This is a genomic window from Micromonospora sp. NPDC003776, assembly GCF_053605645.1.
Genome location: NZ_JBSGJR010000015.1, coordinates 1 through 25,826, shown reverse-complemented (window position 1 = coordinate 25,826; position 25,826 = coordinate 1). Strand labels below are relative to the sequence as shown.

Annotated in this window: 26 protein-coding genes and 1 pseudogene; 11 read left to right on the top strand and 16 right to left on the bottom strand. The window is 72.9% G+C overall.

Translation table 11 applies throughout. From position 1 onward, the window contains the following. Positions 1 to 19 precede the first annotated feature (19 nt). Positions 20 to 982, bottom strand: coding sequence for a DMT family transporter (locus tag ACWEVO_RS02880; protein ID WP_452305861.1), 963 nt, complete (start codon positions 980 to 982; stop codon positions 20 to 22). A 96-nt stretch (positions 983 to 1,078) separates the two neighbouring features. On the opposite strand from ACWEVO_RS02880, the gene ACWEVO_RS02875 reads away from it, so the two are divergent. Further along, entirely contained in the window at positions 1,079 to 1,786 is a 708-nt protein-coding gene (locus ACWEVO_RS02875; protein ID WP_452305860.1) for an HAD family hydrolase, read from the top strand. Positions 1,787 to 1,796: 10 nt separating this feature from the next. On the opposite strand, the gene ACWEVO_RS02870 is transcribed toward ACWEVO_RS02875, so the two are convergent. Beyond that, positions 1,797 to 2,312 carry a hypothetical protein gene (locus ACWEVO_RS02870; protein ID WP_452305859.1) on the bottom strand — a complete coding sequence of 172 codons (516 nt, stop codon included), beginning with the start codon at positions 2,310 to 2,312 and terminating at the stop codon, positions 1,797 to 1,799. 56 nt (positions 2,313 to 2,368) lie between these two features. After that, a complete protein-coding gene (locus ACWEVO_RS02865) occupies positions 2,369 to 3,238 on the bottom strand; it encodes a PhzF family phenazine biosynthesis protein (protein WP_452305858.1) in 870 nt (289 codons plus the stop codon). 33 nt (positions 3,239 to 3,271) lie between these two features. Here ACWEVO_RS02865 and ACWEVO_RS02860 point away from each other — a divergent pair, with 33 nt between their 5' ends. The 3 genes from ACWEVO_RS02860 to ACWEVO_RS02850 all read left to right on the top strand — a co-directional run bounded on the left by ACWEVO_RS02860 (position 3,272) and on the right by ACWEVO_RS02850 (position 6,472). Continuing rightward, entirely contained in the window at positions 3,272 to 4,552 is a 1,281-nt protein-coding gene (locus ACWEVO_RS02860) for a magnesium transporter MgtE N-terminal domain-containing protein (protein ID WP_452305857.1), read from the top strand. Further along, positions 4,545 to 5,153 (top strand): DUF1003 domain-containing protein, encoded by a 609-nt coding sequence (locus tag ACWEVO_RS02855; protein WP_452305856.1) that lies wholly within the window; start codon positions 4,545 to 4,547, stop codon positions 5,151 to 5,153. The genes ACWEVO_RS02860 and ACWEVO_RS02855 overlap by 8 nt, the downstream gene beginning before the upstream one ends. A 170-nt stretch (positions 5,154 to 5,323) precedes the next feature. Then, on the top strand, positions 5,324 to 6,472 hold the full coding sequence (locus ACWEVO_RS02850; RefSeq protein WP_452305855.1) for an Mrp/NBP35 family ATP-binding protein: 1,149 nt from the start codon (positions 5,324 to 5,326) through the stop codon (positions 6,470 to 6,472). Between the two features lie 119 nt (positions 6,473 to 6,591). Here the strand turns inward: ACWEVO_RS02850 and ACWEVO_RS02845 are convergent, their stop codons facing one another. Continuing rightward, positions 6,592 to 7,002: a preprotein translocase subunit TatB gene (locus ACWEVO_RS02845; protein WP_452305854.1), complete on the bottom strand. Its 411-nt coding sequence runs from the start codon at positions 7,000 to 7,002 to the stop codon at positions 6,592 to 6,594. A gap of 72 nt (positions 7,003 to 7,074) precedes the next feature. Continuing rightward, positions 7,075 to 8,385 carry a S1C family serine protease gene (locus ACWEVO_RS02840; protein ID WP_452305853.1) on the bottom strand — a complete coding sequence of 437 codons (1,311 nt, stop codon included), beginning with the start codon at positions 8,383 to 8,385 and terminating at the stop codon, positions 7,075 to 7,077. Between the two features lie 295 nt (positions 8,386 to 8,680). On the opposite strand from ACWEVO_RS02840, the gene ACWEVO_RS02835 reads away from it, so the two are divergent. Further along, on the top strand, positions 8,681 to 9,250 hold the full coding sequence (locus ACWEVO_RS02835; protein ID WP_452305873.1) for an O-methyltransferase: 570 nt from the start codon (positions 8,681 to 8,683) through the stop codon (positions 9,248 to 9,250). Between the two features lie 11 nt (positions 9,251 to 9,261). Here the strand turns inward: ACWEVO_RS02835 and ACWEVO_RS02830 are convergent, their stop codons facing one another. Together ACWEVO_RS02830 and ACWEVO_RS02825 are read right to left on the bottom strand one after the other, a co-directional pair. Next, positions 9,262 to 10,722, bottom strand: a complete 1,461-nt coding sequence (locus ACWEVO_RS02830) for a leucyl aminopeptidase family protein (RefSeq protein ID WP_452305852.1) — start codon at positions 10,720 to 10,722, stop codon at positions 9,262 to 9,264. A gap of 145 nt (positions 10,723 to 10,867) precedes the next feature. Beyond that, positions 10,868 to 11,035, bottom strand: a complete 168-nt coding sequence (locus tag ACWEVO_RS02825; protein ID WP_203990634.1) for a DUF3117 domain-containing protein — start codon at positions 11,033 to 11,035, stop codon at positions 10,868 to 10,870. Between the two features lie 190 nt (positions 11,036 to 11,225). Here ACWEVO_RS02825 and ACWEVO_RS02820 point away from each other — a divergent pair, with 190 nt between their 5' ends. Continuing rightward, a complete protein-coding gene (locus tag ACWEVO_RS02820; RefSeq protein ID WP_452305851.1) occupies positions 11,226 to 12,044 on the top strand; it encodes a PaaX family transcriptional regulator in 819 nt (272 codons plus the stop codon). A 3-nt stretch (positions 12,045 to 12,047) separates the two neighbouring features. Continuing rightward, complete coding sequence (locus tag ACWEVO_RS02815; RefSeq protein ID WP_452305850.1) at positions 12,048 to 12,836, top strand: enoyl-CoA hydratase/isomerase family protein; 789 nt, start codon at positions 12,048 to 12,050, stop codon at positions 12,834 to 12,836. A 39-nt stretch (positions 12,837 to 12,875) separates the two neighbouring features. Here the strand turns inward: ACWEVO_RS02815 and ACWEVO_RS02810 are convergent, their stop codons facing one another. The 5 genes from ACWEVO_RS02810 to ACWEVO_RS02790 form a co-directional block, all read right to left on the bottom strand. After that, positions 12,876 to 13,628, bottom strand: coding sequence for an SDR family NAD(P)-dependent oxidoreductase (locus ACWEVO_RS02810; protein ID WP_452305849.1), 753 nt, complete (start codon positions 13,626 to 13,628; stop codon positions 12,876 to 12,878). Between the two features lie 69 nt (positions 13,629 to 13,697). Then, the gene (locus ACWEVO_RS02805; RefSeq protein WP_452305872.1) at positions 13,698 to 14,318 is read right to left on the bottom strand and encodes a hypothetical protein; all 621 of its coding nucleotides are present in this window, start codon (positions 14,316 to 14,318) and stop codon (positions 13,698 to 13,700) included. A 62-nt stretch (positions 14,319 to 14,380) separates the two neighbouring features. After that, entirely contained in the window at positions 14,381 to 14,965 is a 585-nt protein-coding gene (locus ACWEVO_RS02800; RefSeq protein ID WP_452305848.1) for a DNA-3-methyladenine glycosylase I, read from the bottom strand. 47 nt (positions 14,966 to 15,012) lie between these two features. Continuing rightward, the gene (locus tag ACWEVO_RS02795) at positions 15,013 to 15,510 is read right to left on the bottom strand and encodes an SRPBCC family protein (RefSeq protein ID WP_452305847.1); all 498 of its coding nucleotides are present in this window, start codon (positions 15,508 to 15,510) and stop codon (positions 15,013 to 15,015) included. Next, positions 15,507 to 16,259, bottom strand: a complete 753-nt coding sequence (locus ACWEVO_RS02790) for a DivIVA domain-containing protein (protein WP_452305846.1) — start codon at positions 16,257 to 16,259, stop codon at positions 15,507 to 15,509. Before ACWEVO_RS02790 ends, ACWEVO_RS02795 begins: the two co-directional genes overlap by 4 nt. A gap of 152 nt (positions 16,260 to 16,411) precedes the next feature. Between ACWEVO_RS02790 and folP the strand changes: the two genes are divergently transcribed. After that, positions 16,412 to 17,281 carry a dihydropteroate synthase gene (gene folP / locus ACWEVO_RS02785; protein WP_452305845.1) on the top strand — a complete coding sequence of 290 codons (870 nt, stop codon included), beginning with the start codon at positions 16,412 to 16,414 and terminating at the stop codon, positions 17,279 to 17,281. Position 17,282: 1 nt separating this feature from the next. On the opposite strand, the gene ndhC is transcribed toward folP, so the two are convergent. Continuing rightward, positions 17,283 to 17,660: an NADH-quinone oxidoreductase subunit A gene (gene ndhC / locus ACWEVO_RS02780; protein WP_452305844.1), complete on the bottom strand. Its 378-nt coding sequence runs from the start codon at positions 17,658 to 17,660 to the stop codon at positions 17,283 to 17,285. A 129-nt stretch (positions 17,661 to 17,789) separates the two neighbouring features. Here ndhC and ACWEVO_RS02775 point away from each other — a divergent pair, with 129 nt between their 5' ends. The 3 genes from ACWEVO_RS02775 (at position 17,790) to ACWEVO_RS02765 (ending at position 22,335) form a co-directional block, all read left to right on the top strand. Beyond that, on the top strand, positions 17,790 to 19,172 hold the full coding sequence (locus ACWEVO_RS02775) for a hypothetical protein (protein WP_452305843.1): 1,383 nt from the start codon (positions 17,790 to 17,792) through the stop codon (positions 19,170 to 19,172). 288 nt (positions 19,173 to 19,460) lie between these two features. Continuing rightward, entirely contained in the window at positions 19,461 to 21,308 is a 1,848-nt protein-coding gene (locus tag ACWEVO_RS02770) for a 2-oxoacid:acceptor oxidoreductase subunit alpha (protein WP_452305842.1), read from the top strand. Then, positions 21,301 to 22,335, top strand: a complete 1,035-nt coding sequence (locus ACWEVO_RS02765; RefSeq protein ID WP_452305841.1) for a 2-oxoacid:ferredoxin oxidoreductase subunit beta — start codon at positions 21,301 to 21,303, stop codon at positions 22,333 to 22,335. Before ACWEVO_RS02770 ends, ACWEVO_RS02765 begins: the two co-directional genes overlap by 8 nt. Positions 22,336 to 22,413: 78 nt before the next feature. Here ACWEVO_RS02765 and ACWEVO_RS02760 read toward each other — a convergent pair whose 3' ends face one another. The 3 genes and pseudogenes from ACWEVO_RS02760 to ACWEVO_RS02750 all read right to left on the bottom strand — a co-directional run. After that, positions 22,414 to 24,192, bottom strand: a complete 1,779-nt coding sequence (locus ACWEVO_RS02760) for a trypsin-like serine protease (RefSeq protein ID WP_452305840.1) — start codon at positions 24,190 to 24,192, stop codon at positions 22,414 to 22,416. A 336-nt stretch (positions 24,193 to 24,528) separates the two neighbouring features. Beyond that, positions 24,529 to 25,542: a potassium channel family protein gene (locus ACWEVO_RS02755; RefSeq protein WP_452305871.1), complete on the bottom strand. Its 1,014-nt coding sequence runs from the start codon at positions 25,540 to 25,542 to the stop codon at positions 24,529 to 24,531. Between the two features lie 126 nt (positions 25,543 to 25,668). After that, positions 25,669 to 25,826 (bottom strand): annotated as a pseudogene (locus tag ACWEVO_RS02750) (nucleoside triphosphate pyrophosphohydrolase); the annotation flags it as partial.

Below are 25,826 nucleotides of genomic sequence, written 5' to 3'. Positions count from 1 at the left end.
TCCGGAAATGCGACCGGGATCAGTCGACGAGCGGCGCCGGGTCGCCGGGCACGGCGACCGGTTCGGTACGGCGGCCGGCGCGGGCGCCGCCCACGACGACCACCGCCACGCCGGCCAACAGGAGGGCCAGCCCGGGCAGGGCGAGCGGGCGGGGCAGCTGCCCCAGCCACACCCAGGCGATCAGGGCCGCCCCGGGCGCCTCCAGCAGGACCAGCACGCTGACCGTGGTGGCCGAGACGCGGTGCAGGGCGTAGTTGAACATCGAGTGGCCGAGCAGCTGGGCGCCGGCGACCAGGCCGAGGATCGCCAGCCAGGTGCCCGGCGGATAGCCGTGCAGGCGGACCCCGCCGAGCAGGCAGACCACCAGCAGGACCGCCGCGCAGACCCCGTAGCAGACGGTGGTGTACGTGGTGGTGCTGATGGTGGCCCGGGCCCGCTCGCCGAAGGCGGTGTAGACGGCGGCGAACATGCCGCCGGCCACGGCGAGCAGGTCCCCGGCGAAGGCCCGACCGGAGACGGTGAAGTCGGCCCCGGTGGCCAGCGCCGCCCCGGCCACGGCGAGCGCGATGCCGACCCAGGCCGCGGCCGGCAGCCGCCGCCCCTGCCAGCGGGCGATCAGCCCCTGCCAGACCGGCTGGGTGGCGACCAGCGCGGTGGCGGCAGCCACCGTGGTGAGCTGCACGCTCGGCATCCAGGTCGCGAAGTGCGCGGCCAGCGCCAACCCCGACAGCACGCAGTACAGCCCCTCGCGCCGGCCGGCGCCGACGGTCAGCGCGCGGAACTCCGACCGACGGCGGGCCAGCGAGAACGGGCCGAGTACGGCGATCGAGAGCGTGTTGCGCCAGAACGCGATGGCCAGGGCCGGCGCGGCGGCGAAGGCGACCAGCGGAGCCGACGAGGAGACGGCGGCGACGGCCAGCACGAGCGCGCCGAGGGTCAGCGGGTCGAGTGGCCGCTGCGGAGTGGAGGACACGGAGAGCAATCCTCACACGCTCGGGGGACAGCACGGAACGTCAGCGCTCGGTTACGATCATGCCCGTTCCGGCGATCCTCCCCCTCGGCGTCCGGAGGCCCCCTCATGCCCAGGTACCAGGCGGTCCTGTTCGACTTCTTCGGCACGTTGACCCGCTGCGTCCAGCGGGGCTCCGCCCATCGCGCCACCGCCGAGTTGCTCGGCTGCCCGCCCGAGCGGCTGACCGAGGTGCTCGACCGCACCTACTACGAGCGCGCCAGCGGCCGGCTGGGCAACGCCGAGGCGACCCTGCGCTGGGTCTGCGAGCAGGCCGGGGTGCACCCCTCCGACGGGGCGGTACGCGCCGCTGTCGCCTCCCGACACCGGGCCGTACGCGCCGACACCCGGCTGCGCGACGAGGCGGTGCCGGTGCTGGCCGCGCTGCGCCAGCGGGGCGTACGCACCGGACTGATCAGCGACTGCACGCACGAGCTGCCCGCGTTCCTGCCGCAGCTCGCGATCGCGCCCCTGCTCGACATCCGCGTCTTCTCGGTGCAGGTGGGGTGCTGCAAGCCGGATCCCGCGCTCTACCTGGCCGCCTGCCGCCGCCTCGACCTCGCCCCGGCCGACTGCCTCTACGTGGGCGACGGAGGCAGCCAGGAGCTGACCGGCGCGGTACGGGCCGGCATGGCGGCGGTCCGGCTGGCCGCGCCGGACCTGGCCGAGCACATGGTGTTCAACGCGGACCGGTCCTGGGAGGGGCCGCTGCTGGCCTCGCTGACCGGGGTGCTCGACCTGGTCGACCCGGTCACCGCACCGCTCGCCGCCGGCTAACCGGCCCGGATCAGCGGCGGCGGACCTTGTGCAGCCGGAAGGGCTTGCGGGTGGCCCGCACCACCGGGGCGTCCCGGGGCGGCTCGGCCAGGGACTCCGCCGGCAGGTCGGCGCCAGCGACCGGGGTGCCCGCCGGGGCCAGCCGAGTCACCGCGCAGCCCACCGCGACCCAGCGCGCCACCAGCTCCGCGGCGGGGCCGGGGGCGTTCAACCGCTTCGCCGCGACCAGTGGCGCGGCGGTCTCCCACTCCTCGGTGCCCGGCCGCAGCCGGGTCACCCGGGCCGGCCAGCTGACGATCCGGCCGCCGTGGTCGCCGCGCAGGGTCACCTCCGCCGTCGTCGCGTCGGCCAGGCCGGGCGCGGTCTGTTCACCCGGGCCCGTGACCACCAGCAGCGCGCCGTCGAGCGGCAGGCACCAGAGCCCGTACGCCGGCCCGCCGCCGACGCTCACCCAGCAGACGGCCGCCTTCTTCACCGCCTCGTCGACGAGGGGCGTGGTCACCGGGCTGTCCAACTCGTCCGTCACACCGGCATCCTCTCCTACGCCCGGCGCCCGGCCGGGGTGGACCGCACCGCCACGGCTCAGCCCACGAAGGGCGGGACGGCGATCTCGCCGCGCGCCACCGGCATCACCTGGCCGGCGACCGTCGCGCCCACGGCCACCCCGCCGGCAGCCGTCACCGTACAGACCAGCGAGGACGGCCGGTGGATCTCGACGCCCTGGCGGATCGCGTACTCGGAGCGGCCCTCGCCGGGCAGCAGCCCGCTGGCGACCAGCCACACGCCCAAGCCGAGGGCGGCCGAGCCGGTGGCCGGGTCCTCGGGCACGCCGAGCCCCGGCACGAAGACCCGGGCGTGCGCGGTTTGCGTGCCGGCGTCCCAGGAGAAGACGCTGACGTGCTCCACGCCGTACCGCTCCGCCGCCGCCGCGTTCATCCGGGCCCGGGCCACCGCGTCCGGACGCACCGGGAGGTACGGGAACTCCAGGCCGCAGCCGGCGACCCGGGGCGCCGGGCCGAGGTGGTCGGCGGCGGTCAGGCCGACCATCTCCAGCAGCGGCTCCGGGTCCAGCTCGGGGCCGAGCGTGGGCGTCCCGCCGGTGAGGGTCGCCCCGGTGGCGGTGACCTCGATCGGCAGCACCCCCGCGCCGCACTCCTGGGTGACCCGGCCCACCTCGAACATCCCGCGCCGGCCGGCGGTCACCGCGGCGCCCACACTCGGGTGCCCGGCGAACGGCAGCTCCGCGGCCGGGGTGAAGATCCGCGCCCGGTACGTCGCGCCGACCTGGGTCGGCGGCAGCACGAACACCGTCTCGGAGAGGTTGAACTCGAGCGCGAGCGCCTGCATCTGCTCGGTGGCCAGCCCTTCCGCGCCGAACACCACGGCCAGCGGATTGCCGGCGAAGGGGCGATCGGTGAAGACGTCCACGATCTCGTAGGCCAAGGTCGACATGTTGATAAACACTAGGCCCTTAGGCTGGTGCCCGTGAGCACGCCGAACCGGGTCTACATCGCTCGACTCGCCGGAGTCGCCGTCTTCGACCCGAACGGTGACCAGGTGGGGCGGGTCCGGGACGCGGTCGCCCGGATGCGGCCGCCCCAGCGCCCGCCGGAGGTGGTGGGTCTGGTCGCCGAGATGCCGATGCGCCGGCGCATCTTCCTGTCCATCAACCGGATCACCTCCATCGACCCGGACGCGGTGGTGCTCGGCAGCGGCACCCTCAACCTGCGCCGCTTCGAGAAGCGGCCCAACGAGCTGCTGGTGCTCCAGGAACTGCTGGATCGGCGGGTTCAGCTGGACACCGGGCAGCCCGGCTCGGTGGTCGACGTGGCGATGGAGTGCAGCCGCGGCGGCGAGTGGGCGCTGACCCGGGTCGCCGTCCGCGAGCAGACCGGCCGGCTCACCCGCCGCGGCCACCTCCACCAGGTCGACTGGGACCGGGTACGCGGCCTGGGCGGGCTGGGCGACGCCCGGGGTACGGCCAACCTGCTCGCCGTGCTGGAGGACATGCGCCCGGCCGACCTGGCCAACGCGCTGCAGGACCTGCCGGACAGCCGGCGCAACGAGGTCGCGGCGGCGCTGGACGACGAGCGCCTCGCCGACGTGCTCAGCGAGCTGCCCGAGCGCGACCAGGTGGAGATCCTGGCCGCGTTGGACCGGGAGCGGGCCGCCGACGTGCTGGAGGAGATGGATCCGGACGACGCGGCCGACCTGCTCAACGAGCTGCCCCCGCCGGAGCAGGACGTGCTGCTCGACCTGATGGAGCCGGACGAGGCCGACCCGGTGCGCCAGCTCCTGCGCTACGCCTCCGGCACCGCCGGCAGTGTGATGACCTCCGAACCGGTGATCCTGCCGCCGGACGCCACGGTGGCCGAGGCCCTCGCCCGGATCCGCGAGCCGCAGCTCTCCCCGGCGGTGGCCGCGCAGGTCTTCGTGGCGCGGGCCCCACTCACCACGCCCACCGGCCGCTACCTGGGGATGGTCCACTTCCAACGGCTGCTGCGCGAACCGCCGGCGGATCTGCTCGGCGGGATCGTGGTCAACGACATCGACCCGCTCCGGCCGACCACCCCGCTGCCCGAGATCACCCGCCGGATGGCCACCTACGACCTGGTGGCCATGCCGGTGGTGGACCGGAACAACCGGCTGGTCGGGGCGGTGACCGTGGACGACGTGCTGGACCACTCGCTGCCCCCCGACTGGCGCGACCGGGACGCCATGGTGAGCGGGCCGGTCAGCGGCGAGGAGGCCGGCGTCGATGGTTGACCAGCGACGGACCGAGCGGCTCGACCAGCCCCGCGCGCCGCGCGGCCTGCGCCTGCCCCGGATCGACCAGGAGACCTTCGGCCGGGTGTCCGAGGGCATCGCCCGGTCCATGGGTACGGCGAACTTCCTCGTCTACATGACCCTGGTCCTCGCCGCCTGGTTCCTCTGGAACACGCTCGCCCCGGCGAACCTGCGGTTCGACCCGTACACCTTCACCTTCCTGACCCTGGTGCTCTCCCTCCAGGCGTCGTACGCGGCCCCGCTGATCCTGCTCGCGCAGAACCGGCAGGCCGACCGGGACCGGGTGGCGCTGGAGGAGGACCGGCGGCGGGCCACCATGCAGAAGGCCGACACCGAATACCTGGCCCGCGAGATCGCCGCCCTGCGCATCGCGATGGGTGAGGTGGCCACCCGCGACTTCCTCCGCTCGGAGCTGGCCCGGCTGGCCGAGGAGCTGGACGAGGCGGCGGAACGCCGGCGGAAGCTGGAGCGGAAGCAGCAGGAACGGGAGACCCGGCAGCAGGCCGGTGGCGAGCCGCTGGACGAGCCCCGCGACGACCTGGACGGCGACTTCGCCCACGACGGGCGCTTCGAGGGCTGACCCGGAAGGTCTTGAACGCCGCGCGCCTCAAGGGGCCGGGCGCGCGGCGTTCGCCGCGAATCGTCCCACTTCGCGACAGGCCTCGTCCACCCCTCGGTTCCGTCATCGATTCGCTCACACCGCCCCCGCCAGCGGCGGGCGCCGATGACCAGCGACGTAACATTGCGGGCATGTCAGCACCCGTCAGCACCATCTCCGACGCGATCCAGGCCGCCCTGGCCACCGTCAACGACCCGGAGATCCGCCGGCCGATCACCGAGCTCGGCATGGTCCGTTCCGCCGAGGTCGGCGACGACGGCGTGGTCCGCGTCGAGCTGCTGCTCACCGTGGCGGGCTGCCCGCTGAAGGACAAGCTGCGCACGGACATCACCGCCGCCGTGGCCGCGGTGCCCGGGGTGACCGGCGTCGAGATCGAGTTCGGCGTGATGAGCCCGGAGCAGCGGCAGGAGCTGCAGGCGAAGCTGCGCGGCGGCGCGGCCACGGCCGAGCCGGTCATCCCGTTCGCCCAGCCCGGCTCCCGCACCCGGGTGTACGCGGTCGCCAGCGGCAAGGGCGGCGTCGGCAAGTCCAGCGTCACCGTCAACCTGGCCGCCGCGCTGGCCGCCCGCGGCCTCTCCGTCGGCGTGGTCGACGCGGACATCTACGGCCACTCGGTGCCCCGGATGCTCGGCGCGGAGGGCGCCCCCACCCGGGTCGAGGACATGATCATGCCGCCGCAGTCGCACGGCGTGAAGGTCATCTCGATCGGCATGTTCACCCCGGGCAACGCCGCGGTCGTGTGGCGCGGCCCGATGCTGCACCGGGCGTTGCAGCAGTTCCTCGCCGACGTCTACTGGGGTGACCTGGACGTCCTCCTGCTGGACCTGCCCCCGGGCACCGGCGACATCGCGATCTCGGTGGCCCAGTTGCTGCCGAACGCGGAGATCCTGGTCGTCACCACCCCGCAGACCGCCGCCGCCGAGGTGGCCGAGCGGGCGGGCGCGATCTCGCTGCAGACCCACCAGCGGGTGGTCGGCGTCATCGAGAACATGTCCTGGCTGGAGCTGCCGGACGGCTCCCGGATGGAGGTGTTCGGTGCGGGCGGCGGCGAGGCGGTCGCCGAGTCGCTGACCCGGACCATCGGCGCGCAGGTGCCGGTCCTGGGGCAGATCCCGCTGGACACCCGGGTCCGCGAGGGCGGCGACGCCGGCACCCCGATCGTGCTGGCCCAGCCGGACGCGCCCGCCGCGAAGGCCCTGGTCCAGGTCGCCGACCGGCTCGCCGTCCGCCGCGAGTCCCTCCTCGGCAAGCCCCTCGGTCTCAAGCCCGCCGGCCGCTGACCGAGGCGCGCCCCGCCCAAGATCCACCCTGATTCACGGAAAGAGTGGCCATTCCGCACGGCATGGCCACTCTTTTCCTGTATCTGCGCCGGGGATGGGCGGCGCGAGGACGCGGCGGGTCAGGTGGCGTCGTCGTAGCTGGCGCGGGGGGCCGGGGCGGGGGCGGTGGCCGGGCGGGTGCCGTTGGTCCGCACGTCGGCCGCCTTGGCGACGCCCTTCAGGTCCTCGTGCACGCCGGAGACGTCCTGGCGGATGTTGTCGTACATGCTCTGCAGCGGCTTCCGGATGGCCTGCTCGTCCTCCTCGCTGAGCAGGTGCTTCCGGATGAACGCCTTCGGGTGCAGATCCTCCAGCTGGATGTCGGTGCCCAGCTCGCGGCTCAGGTCACCGGTGGCGTTGCGGGCCATGGCGCGCAGGTTGCGGACCATCCGCAGGCCGTCACTGATGACGGCGGGCAGCCGGTCGCCGAAGATCAGCAGCGCCAGGAGCAGCAGCGCACCGATCTCCCACCAGTTCAGGTTGTCGAGCACTCCGGCCTCCTCGTGCGTGTCACGCCCAGACTACGCACGTCACAGCCCCCTTCGGGAGGGGGTGACGGCAGCTCACTTCGCGTCTGCGGCGAGTGTCACGGAGGCGCTCTGCGTGGCCGACCCGCGCCGGTACTGGACCGTCACCACTGAGCCGGGTGCGTACTTGCGGACCAGGGCCACCAGGTCGGTCGGCTCGGTCATCGGGTGCCCGTTCAGCCGCAGCACCACGTCACCGGCCTTGAGCCCGGCCGCGGCCGCCGGACCGGCCGGCTCCACCGAGTTGAGGCGTACGCCGGTGCCGCTGGCCGCGCCGGTGCCGCCGACCTGGGCGCCGATCACCGTACGCCGGGCCTTGCCGGTGCCGATGATGTCCTGGGTGACGCGCTTGGCCTGGTTGATCGGGATGGCGAAGGCGAGCCCGATGTTGCCGGCCTCCTGCCCGTCGGCGACCAGCGACTTGATCGTCGAGTTCACCCCGACGACCCGTCCGGCGCCGTCGACCAGCGGGCCGCCGGAGTTGCCGTGGTTGACCGCCGCGTCGGTCTGAATGGCCGCGTAGTAGCGCGTCGGGCCGCCCGGCTCGCCGGCCTGCATGGTCCGGTCCAGGGCGCTGACGATGCCGGCGGTGACCGTGTTGGCCAGGGAGAGCGGCGAGCCGATGGCGAGCACCGGGTCGCCCACGGCGAGCGCGTCCGAGTCGCCGAACTCCACCGGCTTCAACCCGGTACGCGCCACCTTGATCACCGCGATGTCCGACTCCGGGTCCTGGCCCACCACGGTGCCCGGGGCGGTGGTGCCGTCGTTGAAGGTCACCGTGGCCTTGCCGGGGCCGCCCGAGACCACGTGGTCGTTGGTGACGATGTGCCCGTCGGCGCTGACCACGAAGCCGGAGCCCTCGCTGGTGCCACCGAGGCTGTAGACCCGGACGGTCACCACGCTGGGCAGCACCTTCTCGGCGACGCCGGCCAGTGAGTCGGGCTTGCGCTGGGCGAGCGCGGGCGCCTGTCCGGATGACGCGCCGAGGGTGGGGGCCTGGCTGCCGCCGCGCAGGAAGGCGTACGTCAGGGCGCTGCCGAGCGAGCCGGCCAGCAGCGCGGTAATCAGCGAGATCAGCACCACCTGCCGGATTCCCGGCCGGCGTGGAGCGTCCGGGTCGACGACCGGCTCGGGTTCGCCGGCGCCCCCGGCCGGGGGCGCCGGGACGACCACCGCGGCCGGGGCGTAGGGATCCCGCCAGGGATCGGCCAGCGCATCGGACCACCAGGGCGAGCTGCCACCACCGGCGCCGGGCGGCGGATCGCCGGGCGCCGGCCGTCCCGCCGGTGCCGGACCCCCGCCGGGCTGGCGCCAGTCCCAGCCGTCGGTCACGTCGGTGCCTCCCACTTTGTCCCACGTGTCCCGTGCCGGACCCCGGCGGAGCCGGGCGACCGTGACACACGGGACACCGTCCAGGATTGCACGGATGGGACGGGTGGAGTCAGGGGTTGGCCGCCGTGATCGTTTCGGGGCGACTCGCGGCTGCGCGCCTTCGGGGCCGCCTCTACGCTCATACCGCCAACCGACCCCTCGCACCACTCCCGCCGCCCGGAGGTGTCCCATCGCCACGGTCGCCAACTCCGGCAACTCGACGGCCCAGGCACTCGAGTTCGCCGAGTCGTACGTCACCGAGGACCTCGTCCTGCGGACGTCCCGCAGCCTCGCCCGTGAGGTGGGCGTGGACGCCGTCACCCCGGGGGCCGGCGCGGCGCTGCGGCTGCTCGCCGCCGCCGGCAACGCCCGGGCGGTGGTGGAGATCGGCACCGGCACCGGGGTCAGCGGCCTGTGGCTGCTCCGCGGCATGCGCCCCGACGGCGTGCTCACCACCATCGACGTGGAGGTGGAGCACCAGCGGATCGCCCGGCGGATCTTCCTGGAGGCGGGCTTCCCGTCGGGGCGTACCCGGATCATCACCGGGCGGGCCCTCGACGTGCTGCCGCGGCTCGCGGACGGCGCCTACGACCTGGTCTTCGTCGACGCCGAGGCGACCGGCTTCAGCGCCTGCGTGGACGCCGCGCTGCGGCTGCTGCGCCCCGGCGGGGTGCTCGCGCTCAACGGCGCGCTGGCCGGCGGCCGGATCGGCGACCCGGCCGCCCGCGACGTGGAGACCGTGACCGTCCGGGAGACCGTCAAGGCGCTCCGGGAGTCGGAGCACTGGATCCCCGCGCTGCTGCCGGTCGGGCACGGCCTGCTCGCCGCCGTGAAGGGCTGACCGGCGGTCCGTCAGCCCAGCGTGGCCAGCCAGCGGAGCAGCCCGCGTACGCCCCAGCCGGTGGCGCCCTTGGTCAGCTCCGCGTGCACGTCCTCGGACCAGGAGGGGGCGGACATGTCCACGTGCACCCAGCGGTCCCGCAGCTCGCCGGTGAACTCGCGCAGGAAGAGCGCGGCCACCACCGAACCGGCGCCCCGGTCCGGGGAGCTGTGCAGGTCGGCGATGTCGCTGCCCAGGTATTCGACGTAGTCGGCCGGCAGCGGCATCCGCCAGGCCCGCTCGCCGGCCGCCTCGATCGCCGTCAGCAGGTCGGTGGCGAGCTGGTCGCTCTCGCTGTAGAGGGCGCCGTGCCGCTTGCCGAGCGCGACCGCGTTGGCGCCGGTCAGGGTGGCCAGGTCGACCAGCAGGTCGGGCTTCAGCTCGCGCACCGCATACGCCATCGCGTCGGCGAGCACCAGCCGGCCCTCGGCGTCGGAGTTGGTGGTCTCGCTGGTCAGGCCGCCGTAGTGCCGGACGATGTCGCCCGGGCGGAACGCGGAGCCGCTGACCATGTTCTCGGCGAGCGGGGCGAGGGTGGTGACCCGGACCGGCAGCCGCAGCGCGGCGGCGCCCAGGGTCGCGGCGACCACCGCGGCCGCCCCGGCCATGTCCTTGCGCATCAGCTTCATGGCCGGCACCGGCTTAATCGAGATGCCGCCGGTGTCGAAGGTGATGCCCTTGCCCACCAGCACCACGTGGACCCGCGCGTCCGCCGGCCGCCAGTCCAGCTCCACCAGGCGGGGCCCGCTGGCCGAGCCGCCGCCGACGGCGAGGATGCCGCCGAAGCCCTCGGCCGCCAGTTCCTCCGGGCCGCGTACCCGCAGGTGCAGGTCGGGGTGGCCGGCGGCCGCGCCCTCGACCTGCGCGGCGAACCAGGCCGGGTTCTTCACCGAGGAGGGGGTGTTGGTCAGGTCGCGGGCCAGCCGGGTCATCTCCGCGGTGGTCCGCGCCGCGTCCAGGGTGGGAGCGAGGCCCGCCGGGTCGCTCACCACGACGTCCACCTCGGCCAGCGCGGGCGTGCCGCCGGCCTCGGTGAGCCGGAACCGGTACGACCCGAGGAGCAGCCCCTCGGCCAGGCCGCGCAGCGCCGCCGTGCCGTCGGCCGGCAACGCGACCGTGACGTGCGTCTCATCCTTGGCGGCCCGGGCCAGCGCCGCGCCCGCCGCCCGCCAGCTCTGCTCGTCGCCCTCGCCGACGCCGACGAGGACCAGACGCGACGGCGTGCCGCCGGGGCGCAGGTGCTCCCGCACCTCGCCTGCGGCGCCGGTCAGCCGGGCGGCGGGGACCAGCGCGGTCGCCTCGGCGCGGAGCTCCTCGGCGGGCGGCGAGGCGGTGGGGACCAGCGTGGCCGGCGCGTCCGACCCTTCGCGACGAACGGGCAGGACGAGGGTGTCGAGCCGCTCGGGCTCGCTCACCAGACGGATGGCCAGCACGCTGGACCGCACCTCCGAGAAGTATTCAAAGCAGGACAATTCGCCAGACACAGGGCCGGCGAAGGCCCTGAGCCACCGGCGAGGCCGGTGGCTCAGGGATGAACGAGCCGTTCGCAGGACATGCGTCGCGCGGACCGCTCCTCGATCAGCCGACGGCCGCCTTGAGCGCGTCACCCAGCGCGGTGGCCTCGTCGGGAGTCATCTCGACGACGAGCCGGCCACCACCCTCCAGCGGGACCCGCATGACGATGCCCCGGCCCTCCTTGGTGACCTCCAGCGGACCGTCGCCCGTCCGCGGCTTCATCGCCGCCATGTTGTCTCCCCTCAGACCTACACCAGGGTCGGTGGGTTGCCCCACAGCCACTTCGCCACGACCACCCGCAACCACCACGGGGGCCTCGACCCATGATTTTCCCTGATGAACACCGCTGGGCCCAAACCGGAGCCTCATTGATGTAACAGCATCTAGCTTATCTTGGATAGGCCTGTCACAATGTGCGGTCATGCAGGCACGGTCGGCACTCTTCGACCTGTACGGCGACCATCTACGCGCGAGGGGTGGACGCGCACCGGTCGCCGCCCTGGTCAAGCTGTTGGCGCCGCTCGGGATCGCCCCTCCGGCGGTACGCACCGCGGTCTCCCGGATGGTCCGCCAGGGCTGGCTCGAACCCCTCCGGCTCGCCTCCGGACCCGGGTATTCGATCACACCGAAGGCGGCCCGGCGACTCGACGAGGCGGCCGCCCGGATCTACCGCACCGGCCGGCACAGCTGGGACGGCCGGTTCGACCTCCTGGTGCTGGAGGCCCCGGCCTCCCGCCGGGACCGGCAGCGGCTCGCCGCCAACCTGACCTTCCTCGGCTACGGCACGCTCGACGACTGCAACTGGGTGGCGACGCGCCCGGGTGAGGACGTGGACCTGCTGCTCGCCGAGGCGGGCGTGCGCTACGAGCGGTTCACCGCCGCGCACGTGGCCGGGACGCCCGGCGCGATGGGCGTGGTCCGCCGCGCCTGGGACCTGGCCGAGATCGGCCGGGCATACGAGCGGTTCGTCGCCGAGCAGAAGCCGCTGCTCTCCGGCGTCACGGTACGCAGCAGCGACGAGGAGGCGTACGCGGCCCGGTTCGCCCTGGTGCACGCGTGGCGTACCTTCCTCTTCCGGGACCCGCAGCTGCCCCCGGCGCTGCTCCCCGAGCGCTGGCCGGGCACCAGCGCGGCCAGTTTCTTCGACCGGCACGCGGCCCGCCTCCGGCCCGCCGCCGACCGGTACGTCGAGCAGTGCCTCGACGCCAGCAACCGCCTCGCCCGACAGAAGGGTCGTTAGAACGTGACCGAGCCGCTGCTCGTCGACCGCACCGACGCCGTCGTCACCCTGACGCTCAACCGCCCGACGGCGATGAACTCGCTCGACGTGCCGCTCAAGGAGGCGCTCCGGGACACCCTGGCCGAGCTGGAGACCGACCGGTCCTGCCGGGCCATCGTGCTGGCCGGCGCGGGCGGCTCGTTCTGTGCCGGACAGGACCTGCGGGAGCACGTGCAGACCCTCCAGGGCGCCGGGGACCCGCTCGCGACCGTAGGGGCGCACTACAACCCGATCGCCGCCCGGCTGGCCAACCTGCCCAAGCCGGTGGTGGCCGCGGTCCGCGGGATGGCCGCCGGGGCCGGCGCCTCGCTCGCGTTCCTCGCCGACTTCCGGATCGGCGGCCCGAAGACCCGGTTCCTGATGGCGTTCGCCGGCGTCGGGCTCGCCGCCGACACCGGCGCCTCCTGGACGCTGCCCCGGCTGGTCGGCCACGCCAAGGCCGTCGAGCTGCTGATGCTCGCCGAGCCGGTGGGCGCCGAGGAGGCCTGCCGGCTGGGCCTGCTCACCCGGCTGGTGGACGACGACGAGGGGGTCCTGCCGGCCGCGCAGGAGCTGGCCGCCCGGCTCGCCGCCGGCCCGACCGTCGCCTACGGGGCGATCAAGCGCCAGCTCTCCATCGCCGACGCCGGCACCCTGGCCGACGCCCTGGCCGCCGAGGCACAGGCCCAGTCCATCTGCGGGGCCACCGCCGACCACCGGGCCGCGACGATGGCCTTCGTCAACAAGCAGAAGCCGGTCTTCGAGGGCCGCTGACGATCTCCGCCCCGGGCGCGCGGAGGTCCAGGCGCACGCTCAGCGGGCGACGTAGCCGCCGTCGACCGGGATGGTGTGGCCGGTGATCCAGGCGGCGTCGTCGGAGGCGAGGAAGAGCACCACGCCGGCCACGTCGTCGGGGGTCGGGATGCCGGGCTTCGGGTTGAACGACTCCATCTGTCGACGCATCTGCGCCGGATCCGGGGCGCTGTCGATGAAGTGCTCCACCAGCGGGGTCATCACCACGGTCGGGGCCACCGCGTTGACCCGGACGCCCCGCGCCGCGTACTCGATCGCCGCGGACCGGGTCAGGCCGACGATCCCGGCCTTGGTGAAGGTGTACGGCGAAATGTTCTCCTGGGCGGCCAGCCCGGTCGTGGACGACGTGTTGACCACCGCGCCCCCGCCGCCCTGCAGCAGCGCCCGGATGCCGTAGCGGAGGACGAAGAAGACGCCGTCCCCGTTGACCCGGCGGACCCTCTCCCAGTTGTCCACGTCCATCTCGTGCAGCGGCTGCTGCCGGCCGTCGATGCCGGCGTTGTTGAAGATGACGTCGATCCGGCCGTACCGCTGCACGGCGTCGGCGACCGCCTGCTCCACCGAGGTCGCCTCGCCGGTGTCCACGGTCACCGCGTACGCGTCGGGGAGGCTGGCGGCGACCTGCTCGGCGCCCTCGGCGTTGATGTCGGCGACCACCACCCGGGCTCCCTCGGCCGCGAACCGACGGGCCGTCGCCTCGCCGAGCCCGGACGCGCCCCCGGTGACGAACACGACCTTGTCCTGGAAGCGCAACCCGACCCCCTCGCGCCGCGGCCGCCCGGCATCGGCCCCCTCCCGGCACGGTAACCGGGCCGGGCGGGGTCAGTCGTCCTCTTCCGGATCCTGGTTGGCCTCCACGCCGAGCACGAACGCCTGCATGGCCAGCTCGTCGCCGGAGGGCGAGACGAAAGCCGGCAGCTCCCGCGGGCCCAGCTCCTGCACGTACGACCAGAACAGCCGGACCGCCTCCGCCGGCGAGGCCGCCTCGATCGGCAGGTCCAGGCTGACCAGCCAGGACCGGCGGGCCGGCGGCGGGCCGAGCCGGTCGGCCAGCGCCCGCCAGTCGGCCGGGTCGAGCCCGGTCAGCGGCCCGCCGAGGGCCAGCCCGGCCACCGGCACCGGCTCGTCGAGCACCCGCCGGGTGTACGTCACCACGAGCGCCCCCGGGCCCGCCTCGGACTGCGGGTCGTCCGGGTCCTCCCGGGTCTCGGCGGTGGCCAGGGCCACCCGGCCGAGGGCGACCAGCCGCAGCGGCTCGTCGACCAGCACCGCGACAGGATCACCGGGCCGGGGCCGGGCGGCCTCGTCCAGCCCGGTCAGCTCCAGCGTGTCGTGGTGGACCAGCCGCTCGGCCTCGTACCGCTCGGCGGGCAGCAGCACCGCCCAGGCGCCGGGCGGGGTGCCGTCGATGGTCGCGCTCGTCCGCAGCTCGGTGTCGGTCATGGTGCCATCCCACCACGCCGCGGCGGCGCCGGTGCCGACCCGGCCGCCGGGCGCCGCGCGGCTCACGCCCCGGCTGCCTCCCGGGTCACGTGGCAGCCGGCGAGATGGTCGTCCACCATGCCGGTTGCCTGCATCAGCGCGTACGCCGTGGTCGGGCCCACGAAGCGGAAGCCCTGCTTCTTGAGCGCCTTGGCCAGCGCGGTGGACTCCGGCGTCAGCGCCGGCACCTCCGCGAACGACCGGGGCCGGGCGGCCCGGGGCGGCGGCGCGTACGCCCAGAGCAGGGCGGAGAGGCCGTCGGGCAGCTCCAGGGCGGCCCGGGCGTTGGCGATGGCCGCCTCGACCTTGGCCCGGTTGCGCACGATGCCGGTGTCGGCCAGCAGCCGGGCGATGTCGGCCTCCCCGTAGCCGGCGACCTTGTCGATCCGGAACTCGTCGAAGGCGAGCCGGAACGCGGGCCGCTTGCGCAGGATGGTCAGCCAGGACAGCCCGGACTGGAACGCCTCCAGGGTCAGCCGCTCGTAGAGCGCGTCGTCGCCGCGCAGCGGCCGGCCCCACTCCTCGTCGTGGTAGACGGCGTAGTCCGGGGTGCTCGCCCCCCAGGCGCAGCGGGACAGCCCGTCGGCGCCGGTCACCAGGTCAGTCACGGCGTACACGGTAGGCCAGGCCACCGACATCCCGGGACGGCCGGGGCTCAGGGCAGCCGGCCCTGCTCCACCAGCCGGGCGAACTTCTTCAGCGCCTGGGTGAGGCTGAACTTGGAGCCGGGCCAGAGCACCGGCCAGGCCACCCGGCCGGCGGCCCCACCGGGCAGGTGGAACCACTCGTGCCAGACCACCTGGGTCCGGTCCCGCTCCATCGGGGTGCAGCGCAGCACACCGGGACCGCGCAGCAGCCGCCCGCAGTGCACCACGCCGACCTCGTAGGGGGCGTCCACCCGGACCACCCGCATCTCGTCCCGGAGCGCGGCCGGGCCGAGCGCCGTGACCGCCTCGACCAGGCTTCCCTCGCCGCCGTCCCCCTCGACCACCTTGACGGTGGTGAACGGGATCCAGTCGGACTGTCGTTCCCAGGCGGTCAGCGCCGCGAAGACCCGTTCGGCCGGGGCGTTGACCACCACCGTCGCGGTGACCTCGGCGGCACCGGGCTGGGCCGCCTCGGCGAAGTCGTCGGCGCCGCCGGGGCCGGTCACGCCGACTCCGACCGGACCACCGCACCTCGCGTCCGCTCGTCGTCGGCCTCCGCCGGGCCGGGGGTCCCGTCCCCGCCCAACCCGCCGCCCGCGCCGTTGGTGGGTGCGTCGGCGCCCGGCGTGGCGGTCACCGCGCCCTCGTCAGCGGCGGACGGGGCGGTCAGCTCGCTCGACGACTGCCCGGTCGGCTCCGGCCGGACACCCGCGTCCAGCGGCGCGGCGACCGGGGCGACCGGGGCCTCCGGCCCGGCGGAGGGCGCGGGGCCCGGTCGGGTGGCCGTGGGCAGGGGCGTCTCGTCCTCCACCGCCGCGGCCGCCGGCGCCGCAGCCAGCCCCAGGTCGATCGTCCCGGTGTCGTGGGTTTCGGGGGTGTCGGCGGCGGGGCTCGTCGCGGCGGACTTCTCCCGGGCCCGGCGCAGCGCGTCGGCCTCCTCGGTGCGGCCCTCGCGCAGCGCGGCGACCTCGGCCTCCAGCACGCCGATGAGCTCCGACTTGTAGCCGATGTCGTACGCGGCCCGGCGCATGGCCTGGTCGACCTGCGCCATCCGGTAGCCACGCAGCGCGGTGTCGAAGCGCACCTCGGCGATGTCCGACTCGTCCAGCGGCCGGCCGCCCGGCAGGGGCACGGCCCGCCCGTCCGGCTCGACCGGGACCAGTCCCGGATCGCGCCCGGAGACCAGCACCGTCACCCCGAACACCACCGCCGCGACGGTCAGCGCCACGACCAAGAGGAGCAGAACCTCACCCATGGGGAGATCGTGGCATGCGGGACGGCGCGGGGCGAGCCCTCCACCCGCTCCGATCATCAATCGAAACCGGGCGTACCGGCCGGGGAGGTGCGCGCGGGACCGGATAGCGTCGGGGGCGGCCGGCGCGGGACCGGGGGGATCAGGAGGGCGGCATGGCGGCGGAGCTGCGGCTCGGTGGGCGGACCTTCTCCCCCGGCGAGCTGGTGGTGATGGCGATCGTCAACCGCACGCCGGACTCGTTCTTCGACCGGGGCGCCACCTTCGCCCAGGACAGCGCGTTGCGCGCGGTGGAGCGGGCGGTCGCCGAGGGCGCGGAGATCATCGACATCGGCGGGGTGAAGGCGGGACCGGGCGACGAGGTGGACGTGGCCGAGGAGATCCGACGGACGGTGGACACCATCGCCGCCGTCCGGCACGCCTTCCCCGACGTGGTCATCTCGATCGACACCTGGCGGGCCGAGGTGGCGGTGGAGGCGGTGGCCGCCGGGGCCGACCTGCTGAACGACACCTGGTCGGGGGCGGATCCGGCGCTGGCCCGGGTCGCCGCCGCGACCGGCGCCGGGCTGGTCTGCTCGCATGCGGGCGGGCTCAGCCCGCGTACCCGGCCGCACCGGGCGGCCTTCGACGACGTGGTGGCCGACGTGGTCGCGACGGTGACCGGGCTCGCCGACCGGGCGGTCGCCCTCGGCGTACGCCCGAACGGGATCCTGATCGACCCGGCGCACGACTTCGGCAAGAACACCCGCCACTCGCTGGAGATCACCCGCCGGCTGGCGGAACTCACCGGGACCGGGTGGCCGCTGCTGGTCGCCCTGTCGAACAAGGATTTCATCGGGGAGACGCTGGACCTGCCGGTGCCGGAGCGGCTGGAGGGGACGCTGGCCGCCACCGCCGTGTCGGCCTGGCTCGGCGCCCGGGTGTTCCGCGCCCACCAGGTACGCGAGACCCGGCGGGTGCTCGACATGGTGGCCTCGATCAGGGGCGACCGGCCGCCCACGCTGACCCGCCGCGGCCTGGCCTGAGTCAGGTCCAGCGCAGGATGTTCTTGCGCCAGGCGTAGAGGATGCCGAGCGCCACCACGGCGACGAAGACCGCCATCTCGACGACGGTCGTCACCCCGAACCCCGGCCGGTCGAAGACCAGCGCCCAGGGGAAGAGGAAGACCGCCTCGACCGCGAAGAGCACGTACAGGTACGCGTAGACGTAGTAGCGGATCTGCATCTGGGCCCAGTCGCCGCCCACCGGGTCGAGGCCGCACTCATACGTGGACCGCTTGCCCCAGGGATCGGCCGGACGGTCAGGACGTAACACCCGATTGGCCGAGAACGCAGTAACGAAGAAGAGGACGGCGGCGAGCAGCAGGAGACCGAGCGTGGCGTAGGAGCCGAGGTATCCGGTCACGGTCGGGAGCCTACCGCCCGGGTCGCAGGAGCGTCCCAAACACGTTACGGATTTGTTTCCTCGCAGAACTAGTGCCGGAAGGCAACTGTTGCCAAATAATGAAACTTCGCTGAGCGTCACGGAGGACAGATGGCCCGCCCCCGCGTACGCCCCGCTCGCCGGGTCGCGTCTCGACGTACCGCCGCGCTGTTCGCACCCGCACTGGCGGCCGGCATCGCGGCGGCGCTCGCGGTCGCACCGGGCTGGGCCACGGCCTCACCGACGGTGACCGGCGTGGTCCCCGCGGCCACCGACCCGGCCGCCGAACCCGGCACCGATCCGACCGACGCCACCCCGACGGTGGATCCGACCGCGACGGAACCGACCACCGCGCCGCCGACCGAGAGCGCGCCGCCGGAGACCACCCCGCCGGCACCGCCGACCACCCAGCCGGCGCCGACGACCACCGCCCCGGGCAACCCGGTGCCGACCAGCACCGCACCAACCACCACCGCGCCTCCCCCGCCGCCCGCGGTCCCGCCGGGCCGGCCGGCCGCCGGTCCGCTCGGGGTACGGGTCACCACCGAGGACGTCTCGCTCACCCGCGCCTACTGGAACGCGGGCAGCACCGTGACCACGCTGCGGGTGACCGTGACGAACACGGGCGGCGTCGCCGAACGGATCCGCCTCGGCTACACCCTGCCGGCCGGCCTCACCGACGCCGGCACTCCGGGCTGCCGCTCCACGGGGGGCGGCGGCTACCGCTGCGGCGAGTGGACCGCGCCGCCGGGCGACCGGTTCAGCAGCACGATCCGGGTCCGAGTGGCCGGTACGGGCTGGCGGTCGATGCCGCTGAGCGGATCGGTGCGGGTGTCCGCCACCGCGCCGGGCATCCCCGGCACGGCCACCGACGACGAGGGCTTCGCCGTCCTCTTCCCGCCCGGCCCGCCGGTGCCCGGCATCTCGCTCCACGCCGACGAGCTGGTCTTCGACATCAGCGGCGCGCCGAGCACGCTGACCGTACGGCTCGGCAACACCGGCACGGTCGACGCCGCCGGGCGGGTCGACGTGGTCCTCCCCGACGGGGTGACCGCCACCGACCCGCCGGCCGGCTGCACCGCGGTGGCGTCGGACCGCACCCGCTGCGACCTCGGCACCCTGCCTGCCGGACGGAGCACCGTCCTGCGCCTGCCGGTGGCCGCGACCCCGGACGCCCAGCGGCGCGCCCCGCTGGCGGGCGCGATCGTCGGCCGGCTGGACCCGCGCAGCGGCCGGCACCGGCAGGTGCAGATGAGCTTCCGGATCACCGCGGCCGCCGCGCTGACCCCGCCGACCGGCACGCCCGCCCCGACCGGCTCCCAGGGCGTCCTGGCCGCGGCCGAGCAGCAGCGGAGCGCCGGGCACGGGGTCAGCTCCACGCAGCAGACGGCGATCGTCCTGATCGCGGTCTCCGGGTTGCTGGTGGTGCTCGCCCTGGCCCTCGCGACGGCCTCGCTGCGCCGCCGGATGACCGGTTCGGACCGGGGCAGGTGAGCTCCGGCCGGCCCGCGCCACGTCGCTGGTGATCTGAGTTACGGGTCGCGGTACTAAACACCGCAAATCCGGGCATACAGCGGCCCGATCAGGTCCCATACGTCGGACCTCCACCAAGGTGGTCCTAAGGGTCCGACGTAGGCTCTGACGTGAGAAATGGAGCGGGCCGCCCAGGTACGGACGGCCGGCGGCAGCAGCGCGTCAAGGAGGGCACGTGGCGGGGCAAGGCAGGGTCACCACACTGTTCGGCCGCCCCTGCGACGGCGCTGAGCGAAACGAGGTGTGGGCGTGACCAAGCAGATCCGTCAACTGGACCGGGTGGTGATCCGGTTTGCTGGTGACTCGGGTGATGGTATGCAGCTCACGGGTGATCGGTTTACGTCGGAGACGGCCCAGTTGGGTAATGATATTTCGACGTTGCCGAATTTCCCGGCGGAGATTCGGGCGCCTGCCGGGACCTTGCCGGGGGTGTCGTCGTTTCAGGTGCATTTCGCTGATTACGACATCCTGACGCCGGGGGACGCGCCGAATGTGCTGGTGGCGATGAACCCGGCGGCGTTGAAGGCGAACCTGGCGGATCTGCCGCGGGGTGCGGACATCATCGTGAACACCGACGAGTTCACGAAGCGGAACCTGTCGAAGGTCGGCTATGCCGTGAGCCCGTTGGATGACGGTTCGTTGGACGGGTATGTGCTGCACCCGGTCGCGTTGACGTCGATGACGATCGGTGCGCTGGCGGAGCTGGCGGTGTCGAAGAAGGACGCGGAGCGGGCGAAGAACATGTTCGCTCTGGGCCTGCTCAGTTGGATGTATTCGCGGCCGTATGAGTCGACGTTGCGGTTTTTGGAGCGTAAGTTCGCCGCCCGTCCGGAGTTGGTCGCGGCGAACGTGGCTGCGTTCCGCGCGGGGTGGAATTTCGGTGAGACGACCGAGGACTTCTCCGTCCGGTATGAGGTGAAGCCGGCGCGGATGCTGCCGGGCACCTACCGCAACATCACGGGCAACGCCGCCCTGTCCCTCGGCCTGGTCGCCGCCGGTGTCCGCTCCGGCCTGCCGGTGTTTTTGGGGGCGTATCCGATCACCCCGGCCTCCGACATCCTGCACGAGTTGTCCAAGCACAAGAAGTTCGGTGTGGTGACGATGCAGGCCGAGGATGAGATCGCCGCGGTCGGCGCCGCCCTCGGCGCCTCCTACGGCGGCTCTCTGGGGGTGACCACCACCAGCGGCCCCGGCGTCGCGTTGAAGAGCGAGACGATCTCCCTGGCCGTGGCCCTCGAGTTGCCCCTCGTCATCGTGGATGTGCAGCGGGCCGGACCGTCGACGGGCATGCCGACCAAGACCGAGCAGGCCGACCTCAACCTGGCGCTCTACGGTCGCCATGGGGAGGCGCCGGTGGCGGTGATCGCCCCGAAGTCCCCCGCGGACTGTTTCCACGCCGCGCTGGAAGCCGCCCGGATCGCGCTCACCTACCGCACCCCGGTGATCCTGCTGTCGGACAACTACGTCGCCAACGGCTCCGAGCCGTGGCTGCTGCCGGACGTGGAGTCGCTGCCGGATCTGCGGGTGCAGTTCGCCACGGCCCCGAACGGGGAGGACGGGACGACGTTCCTGCCGTACCTGCGGGATGCGGAAACCCTCGCCCGGCCGTGGGCCGTCCCCGGCACTCCCGGTCTGGAGCACCGCATCGGTGGTCTGGAGAAGGCCGACAAGACCGGCGACATCTCCTACGACCCCGCCAACCACGACTTCATGGTCCGCACCCGCGCCACCCGCATCGAGACCATCCCGGTGCCGGAGGTGGAGGTCGAGGACCCCGACGGCGACGCGAAGGTGTTGGTGCTCGGCTGGGGTTCCACCTACGGGCCGATCGGCGCGGCCTGCCGCGGCCTGCGCCAACGCGGCCTGAAGATCGCCCAGGCGCACCTGCGGCACCTCGCCCCGATGCCCGCCAACCTCGGCGACGTGCTGGCCTCCTACGAGCGTGTGGTGATCCCGGAGATGAACCTCGGGCAACTCGCCCACGTCATCCGCGCCAGATTCCTGATCGACGCGATCGGCTACAACCAGGTCCGCGGCCTGCCGTTCACCGCCGCCGAACTGGAGACCATGCTGGAAGAGGTCGTCAAAAATGTCTAACCCCACGCCGGTGAAACTGACCGCGAAGGACTTCAAGTCCGACCAGGAAGTCCGCTGGTGCCCCGGCTGCGGTGACTACGCCATCCTCGCCGCCGTCCAAGGGTTCATGCCCGAACTGGGCATCCCCCGAGAGAACATCGTGTTCATCTCCGGCATCGGCTGCTCCTCGCGGTTCCCGTACTACATGAACACCTACGGGATGCACTCCATCCACGGCCGCGCCCCCGCCATCGCCACCGGCCTGTCCGTCACCCGACCCGACCTGTCGGTGTGGGTGGTGACCGGAGACGGCGACGCGCTGTCCATCGGCGGTAACCACCTCATCCACGCGCTGCGCCGCAACGTCAACCTGAAGATCCTGCTGTTCAACAACCGCATCTACGGCCTGACCAAGGGTCAGTACTCCCCGACCTCCGAGGTCGGGAAGATCACCAAGAGCACCCCGGTCGGCTCCGCGGACGCCCCGTTCAACCCGCTGTCCCTCGCCCTCGGCGCCGAAGCCACCTTCGTCGCCCGGACCATCGACTCCGACCGCAAACACCTCCAGTCGGTGCTGCGGGCCGCCGCCGCCCATCAGGGGTCGGCGTTCGTGGAGATCTACCAGAACTGCAACATCTTCAACGACGGCGCCTTCGACCAACTCAAAGAACCCGCCACCCGCGACGACTACCTCATCCGGCTCGAACACGGCCAGCCGATCACCTTCGGCACCGACGGACAGTTCTGCGTCGTCCACCCACCCGGCGGGTTCGGCCTGGAAGTCCGCGAAACGGCGACCGTCCCCGCCGAGGACATCGTCGTGCACGACGCAGGCGTCACCGACCCCGCCTACGCCTTCGCCCTGACTCGCCTCCCCGGACTCGACCTGCGCAACACCCCCATCGGCGTGTTCCGATCCGTGGACCGACCCGCCTACGACACCGTCGTGCAGGAACAGGTCACCACCGCCAAGGCAACCGTCCAGGAGACGCCCGAACAGCAACTCGCCGGCCTGCTCGCCAGCGGCGACACCTGGACGATCATGTGACTTGACGGCGATCACGGAAAGGGCCCGCGACCTCGTGGTCGCGGGCCCTTCCGGTTCAGCCGTGGTACGTCAGCCCGATCAGAAGACCAGGTTGAAGTAGTTCCAGCCGGTGGAGATGACCTTGCCGCTGGCGTTGATCCAGTTGCCCTTACCGTCCGTGGTGTACATCCGCAGGCGGTAGCTGCTGTCGACGCCGAGCATGTCCATCATGTTGTCGCCGTTCCAGTCGCCCGGCGTCACGATGTTCTTGAAGCCGCCCCAGCCGCTGCCGATCTGGGTGCCGGCCGGATTGGTCCAGCCGCCCTTGAGGTCCGTCTGGTACATCCGCAGGTAACCGGTGGAGGTACGGCCGATCAGGACCTCCTTGCCGTCACCCTTCCAGGCGCCCGGGGTCAGGAACAGGTTGAACCCGTTCCAGCCGGTGCCGATCCGGGTGCCGGCCGGGTTGGTCCAGCCGCCCTTGCCATCGCTGGTGTAGCGCCACAGCTCACCGTTGGACTTGCGAACCATCAGGCTCGGCAGGTTGTTGCCCAGCCAGTTGTTGGTCACCATCAGGGCGGTGAAGTTGCCCCAGCCGGTGCCGATCTTCTTCGCACCGCCGACGAAGTTGCCCTTGCCGTCGGTGTTGTAGATGTACAGCTCACCGGTGGTCTTGATCACCATGATCGAGGGCTTCTTGTCGCCGTTCCAGTTGTAGACCCGGAAGACGCGCTTGAAGCTGCCCCAACCGCTGTTGAACTTCCGGGAGTCCCAGAAGCCGCCGTACCCGTCGTTCTCGAACCCGGTGCCGACGTGCAGCCACAGGTTGCCGCTACCGTCCCGGGACATCAGGTCGGTGTGGCCGTCGCCGGTCCAGTCCGAGTTGACCAGCGGCGGACGGGTGAAGTCCGCCTTGATCGCGTTGGAGTAGTAGTTGACCTCTTCGTAGAAGCCCGGGTGCTCACCGCAGTTGTCGTAGCCCCAGTCGGTGATGCCGACCTGCTTGCCGTTGACCAGCAGCGGGCCACCGGAGTCGCCACCGCAGGTGTCGGCGGACGGCGCGGTGGGCGTGCCGTTGCCGGCGCAGAGCATCCGGCCGTTGTCGTACCCGATGCCGGCCGCGTTGGCGTCGGCGGCGCAGTCGGTGTCGGTCTGGATCGGAACCGACGCCTTGCGCAGCTTGGTGTCCCCAGGGTCGGTGTTCGAGTCGGTCACGCCGTACCCGACGATGTCCGCCATGTCCCCGGCCGCGTACGCCGTCGTGTCACCCTGCCCGGCCAGGCTGACCGGGGTGTACGCCGAAGGCAGGTTCGTCTTCAGCGTGAGGACGGAGACGTCGTCCAGGATCGTGCTGGCGGTGCCGGCGTACTGCGCGGCGATGTTCCAGCCCTGGTGGGTCCAGGTGGAACGGACCTCGGCGACGTACCCCACGTTGGGGATGACGTTGCCGGAGGAGTCGAGGAGCTGGTCGTGCCCGGCGATGACCCGGGTCGTGCCCGCCCCGTCCGCGGTGCAGTGCGCCGCCGTCAGGATCTTGTTGGGCGCGACGACGGTGCCGGTGCACCAGCCGATGCCGGCGTTGTTGTCCAGGTAGGTGACCACGCCGACGATCCACGGGTACTGCGAGGCGCTGACGGTGGTGCCCCCGACGATCTTCGGGGTCGCCCCCGTGGTCGTCGACTGGAACAGCGGGCCCTTCAGGCCAGCGGTGGGCGGGGTGAAGTTACCCGCCCGGAAGTGCGGCAGCTTGGTCGACCGGTCGGCCTGGACAGTCGCCGCGTCGTACGTTCCGCCGGCCGGGGCGGCCTGGCCGGCCGTAACCGGCGCGACAGCCGCCGCACCACCGAGAGCGAGACCGGCAGCCAGGATTCCGGCCACCCGCCGCCGTCGGGTTCGTGCGATGTTTGCCTCTTCAGCCACTAGTTTTCCCGTCGTTCGGTTATCGAGGCACTCGAAATTGCCGATGTGACGGGGCGCCGCGGTAGCTTACGACGAGATTCGAGGTCGTGACCTCGCGTGACAGTGGATCCCCCGTGTCGAGCCAATCAGGAGGCGGTCGGCGAAAGACCGGGCACCGCGCCCATTGGCAATTCCAAGCGGCCTGACCGTAGCAAGCCTGGAGAAAGAATTAAAGGCCCGGGTGGCCGAATCTTGGATGTCCGATTCGCGACGCACGGCCCTGCCGAACGGCCATGACGGCTCGGCGACGGACGGTCACGACAGCACGCTGGACGTCGGCCGGTCGTCGCGGACGTGCACCAGCATGTCACCGGTCTCGATCACCGAACCGGCCTTGTCGCTCAAGGTGATCACCTTGCCCCGCCGGACCAGGGCGATGACCAGCGACTCCAGTTCGCGCGGCGACCTGCCGACCTCGTTGCGCTCGGCCGACCGCATGGCCAGCGCCATGCCCTGCCCCGGGGTGAGCAGGTCCTCGACCACGTCGATCAGCGGCGGCGCGGAGGTGGAGAGACCGAGCAGCCGCCCGGCGGTCGCCGAGGAGACGATGACGTGGTGCGCCCCGCTCTGCTTGAGCAGCGGTGCGTTCTCCGCCTCCCGGACGGCCGCGATGATCCGTACCTGACCGGCGGTCAACTGTCGGACGGTCAGGGCCACCAGCACCGAGGCGTCGTCGCTGTCGGTCGCGATGATCACCGCCTTGGCCGTCCGGACGTGCGCCTCCTCCAGCACCGACGAGCGGGTCGCCGAGCCCTCGATCGCGACCAGCCCGGCGGAGGTGGCCTGCCGCAGTCCGGCGCCGCTGCGCTCCACCACCACGATCCGGGACTTGTCCGTGCCGTTCTCCAGCAGCGCGGAGACGGCGCTGCGGCCCTTGGTGCCGTAGCCGCAGATGATCACGTGGTCCTTCACGGTTCTCCTCCACCGCGACAGGCGACGGCCGGTCCGGTACTGCTCGGTCAGGACTTCCAGGGTGGTGCCGACCAGGATGATCAGGAAGAGCACCCGGGCGGGGGTGACGAACAGGACGTTGACCAGGCGCGCCGATGGGGCGGCCGGGGTGATGTCGCCGTACCCGGTGGTGGAGAGCGAGACCACCGCGTAGTAGAAGCAGTCGAGGAGGGTGAGGCCGTCCTCGTTCACGTCGCGGTAGCCGTCCCGGTCGAACCAGACCGCGGCCACCACGGCGAGCACCAGGGCCAGGGCGGCGAGCAGGCGCAGACTCAGCGCGCTCAGCGGCCCCCGCCGTTGCGCGGGAAAATGGATCACTGTCGGTCCTGCTCCGCCACCGTCGCCTGCACGTGCACAAGATAGCGGGTACCGGGCGTGCGGGCCTCCCGGGCGGCCACCGGGCCGCTGCCCGCCACCCGGAGGGGGCATGATGGGGAGGTCCGGGGCGCCGACCACGAGGAGGCCCGCATGTCGTTGCTGCGACGGGTGATCGGCGGGGTGCTGCGCCGGGGGCGGCACGGCGAGGCCGATCCGGCCGGCCCGGTCCAGGATCTTCGCGGCCAGGGACAGGGCCGGCTGGCTCAACGCGATGCCGTCCAGCA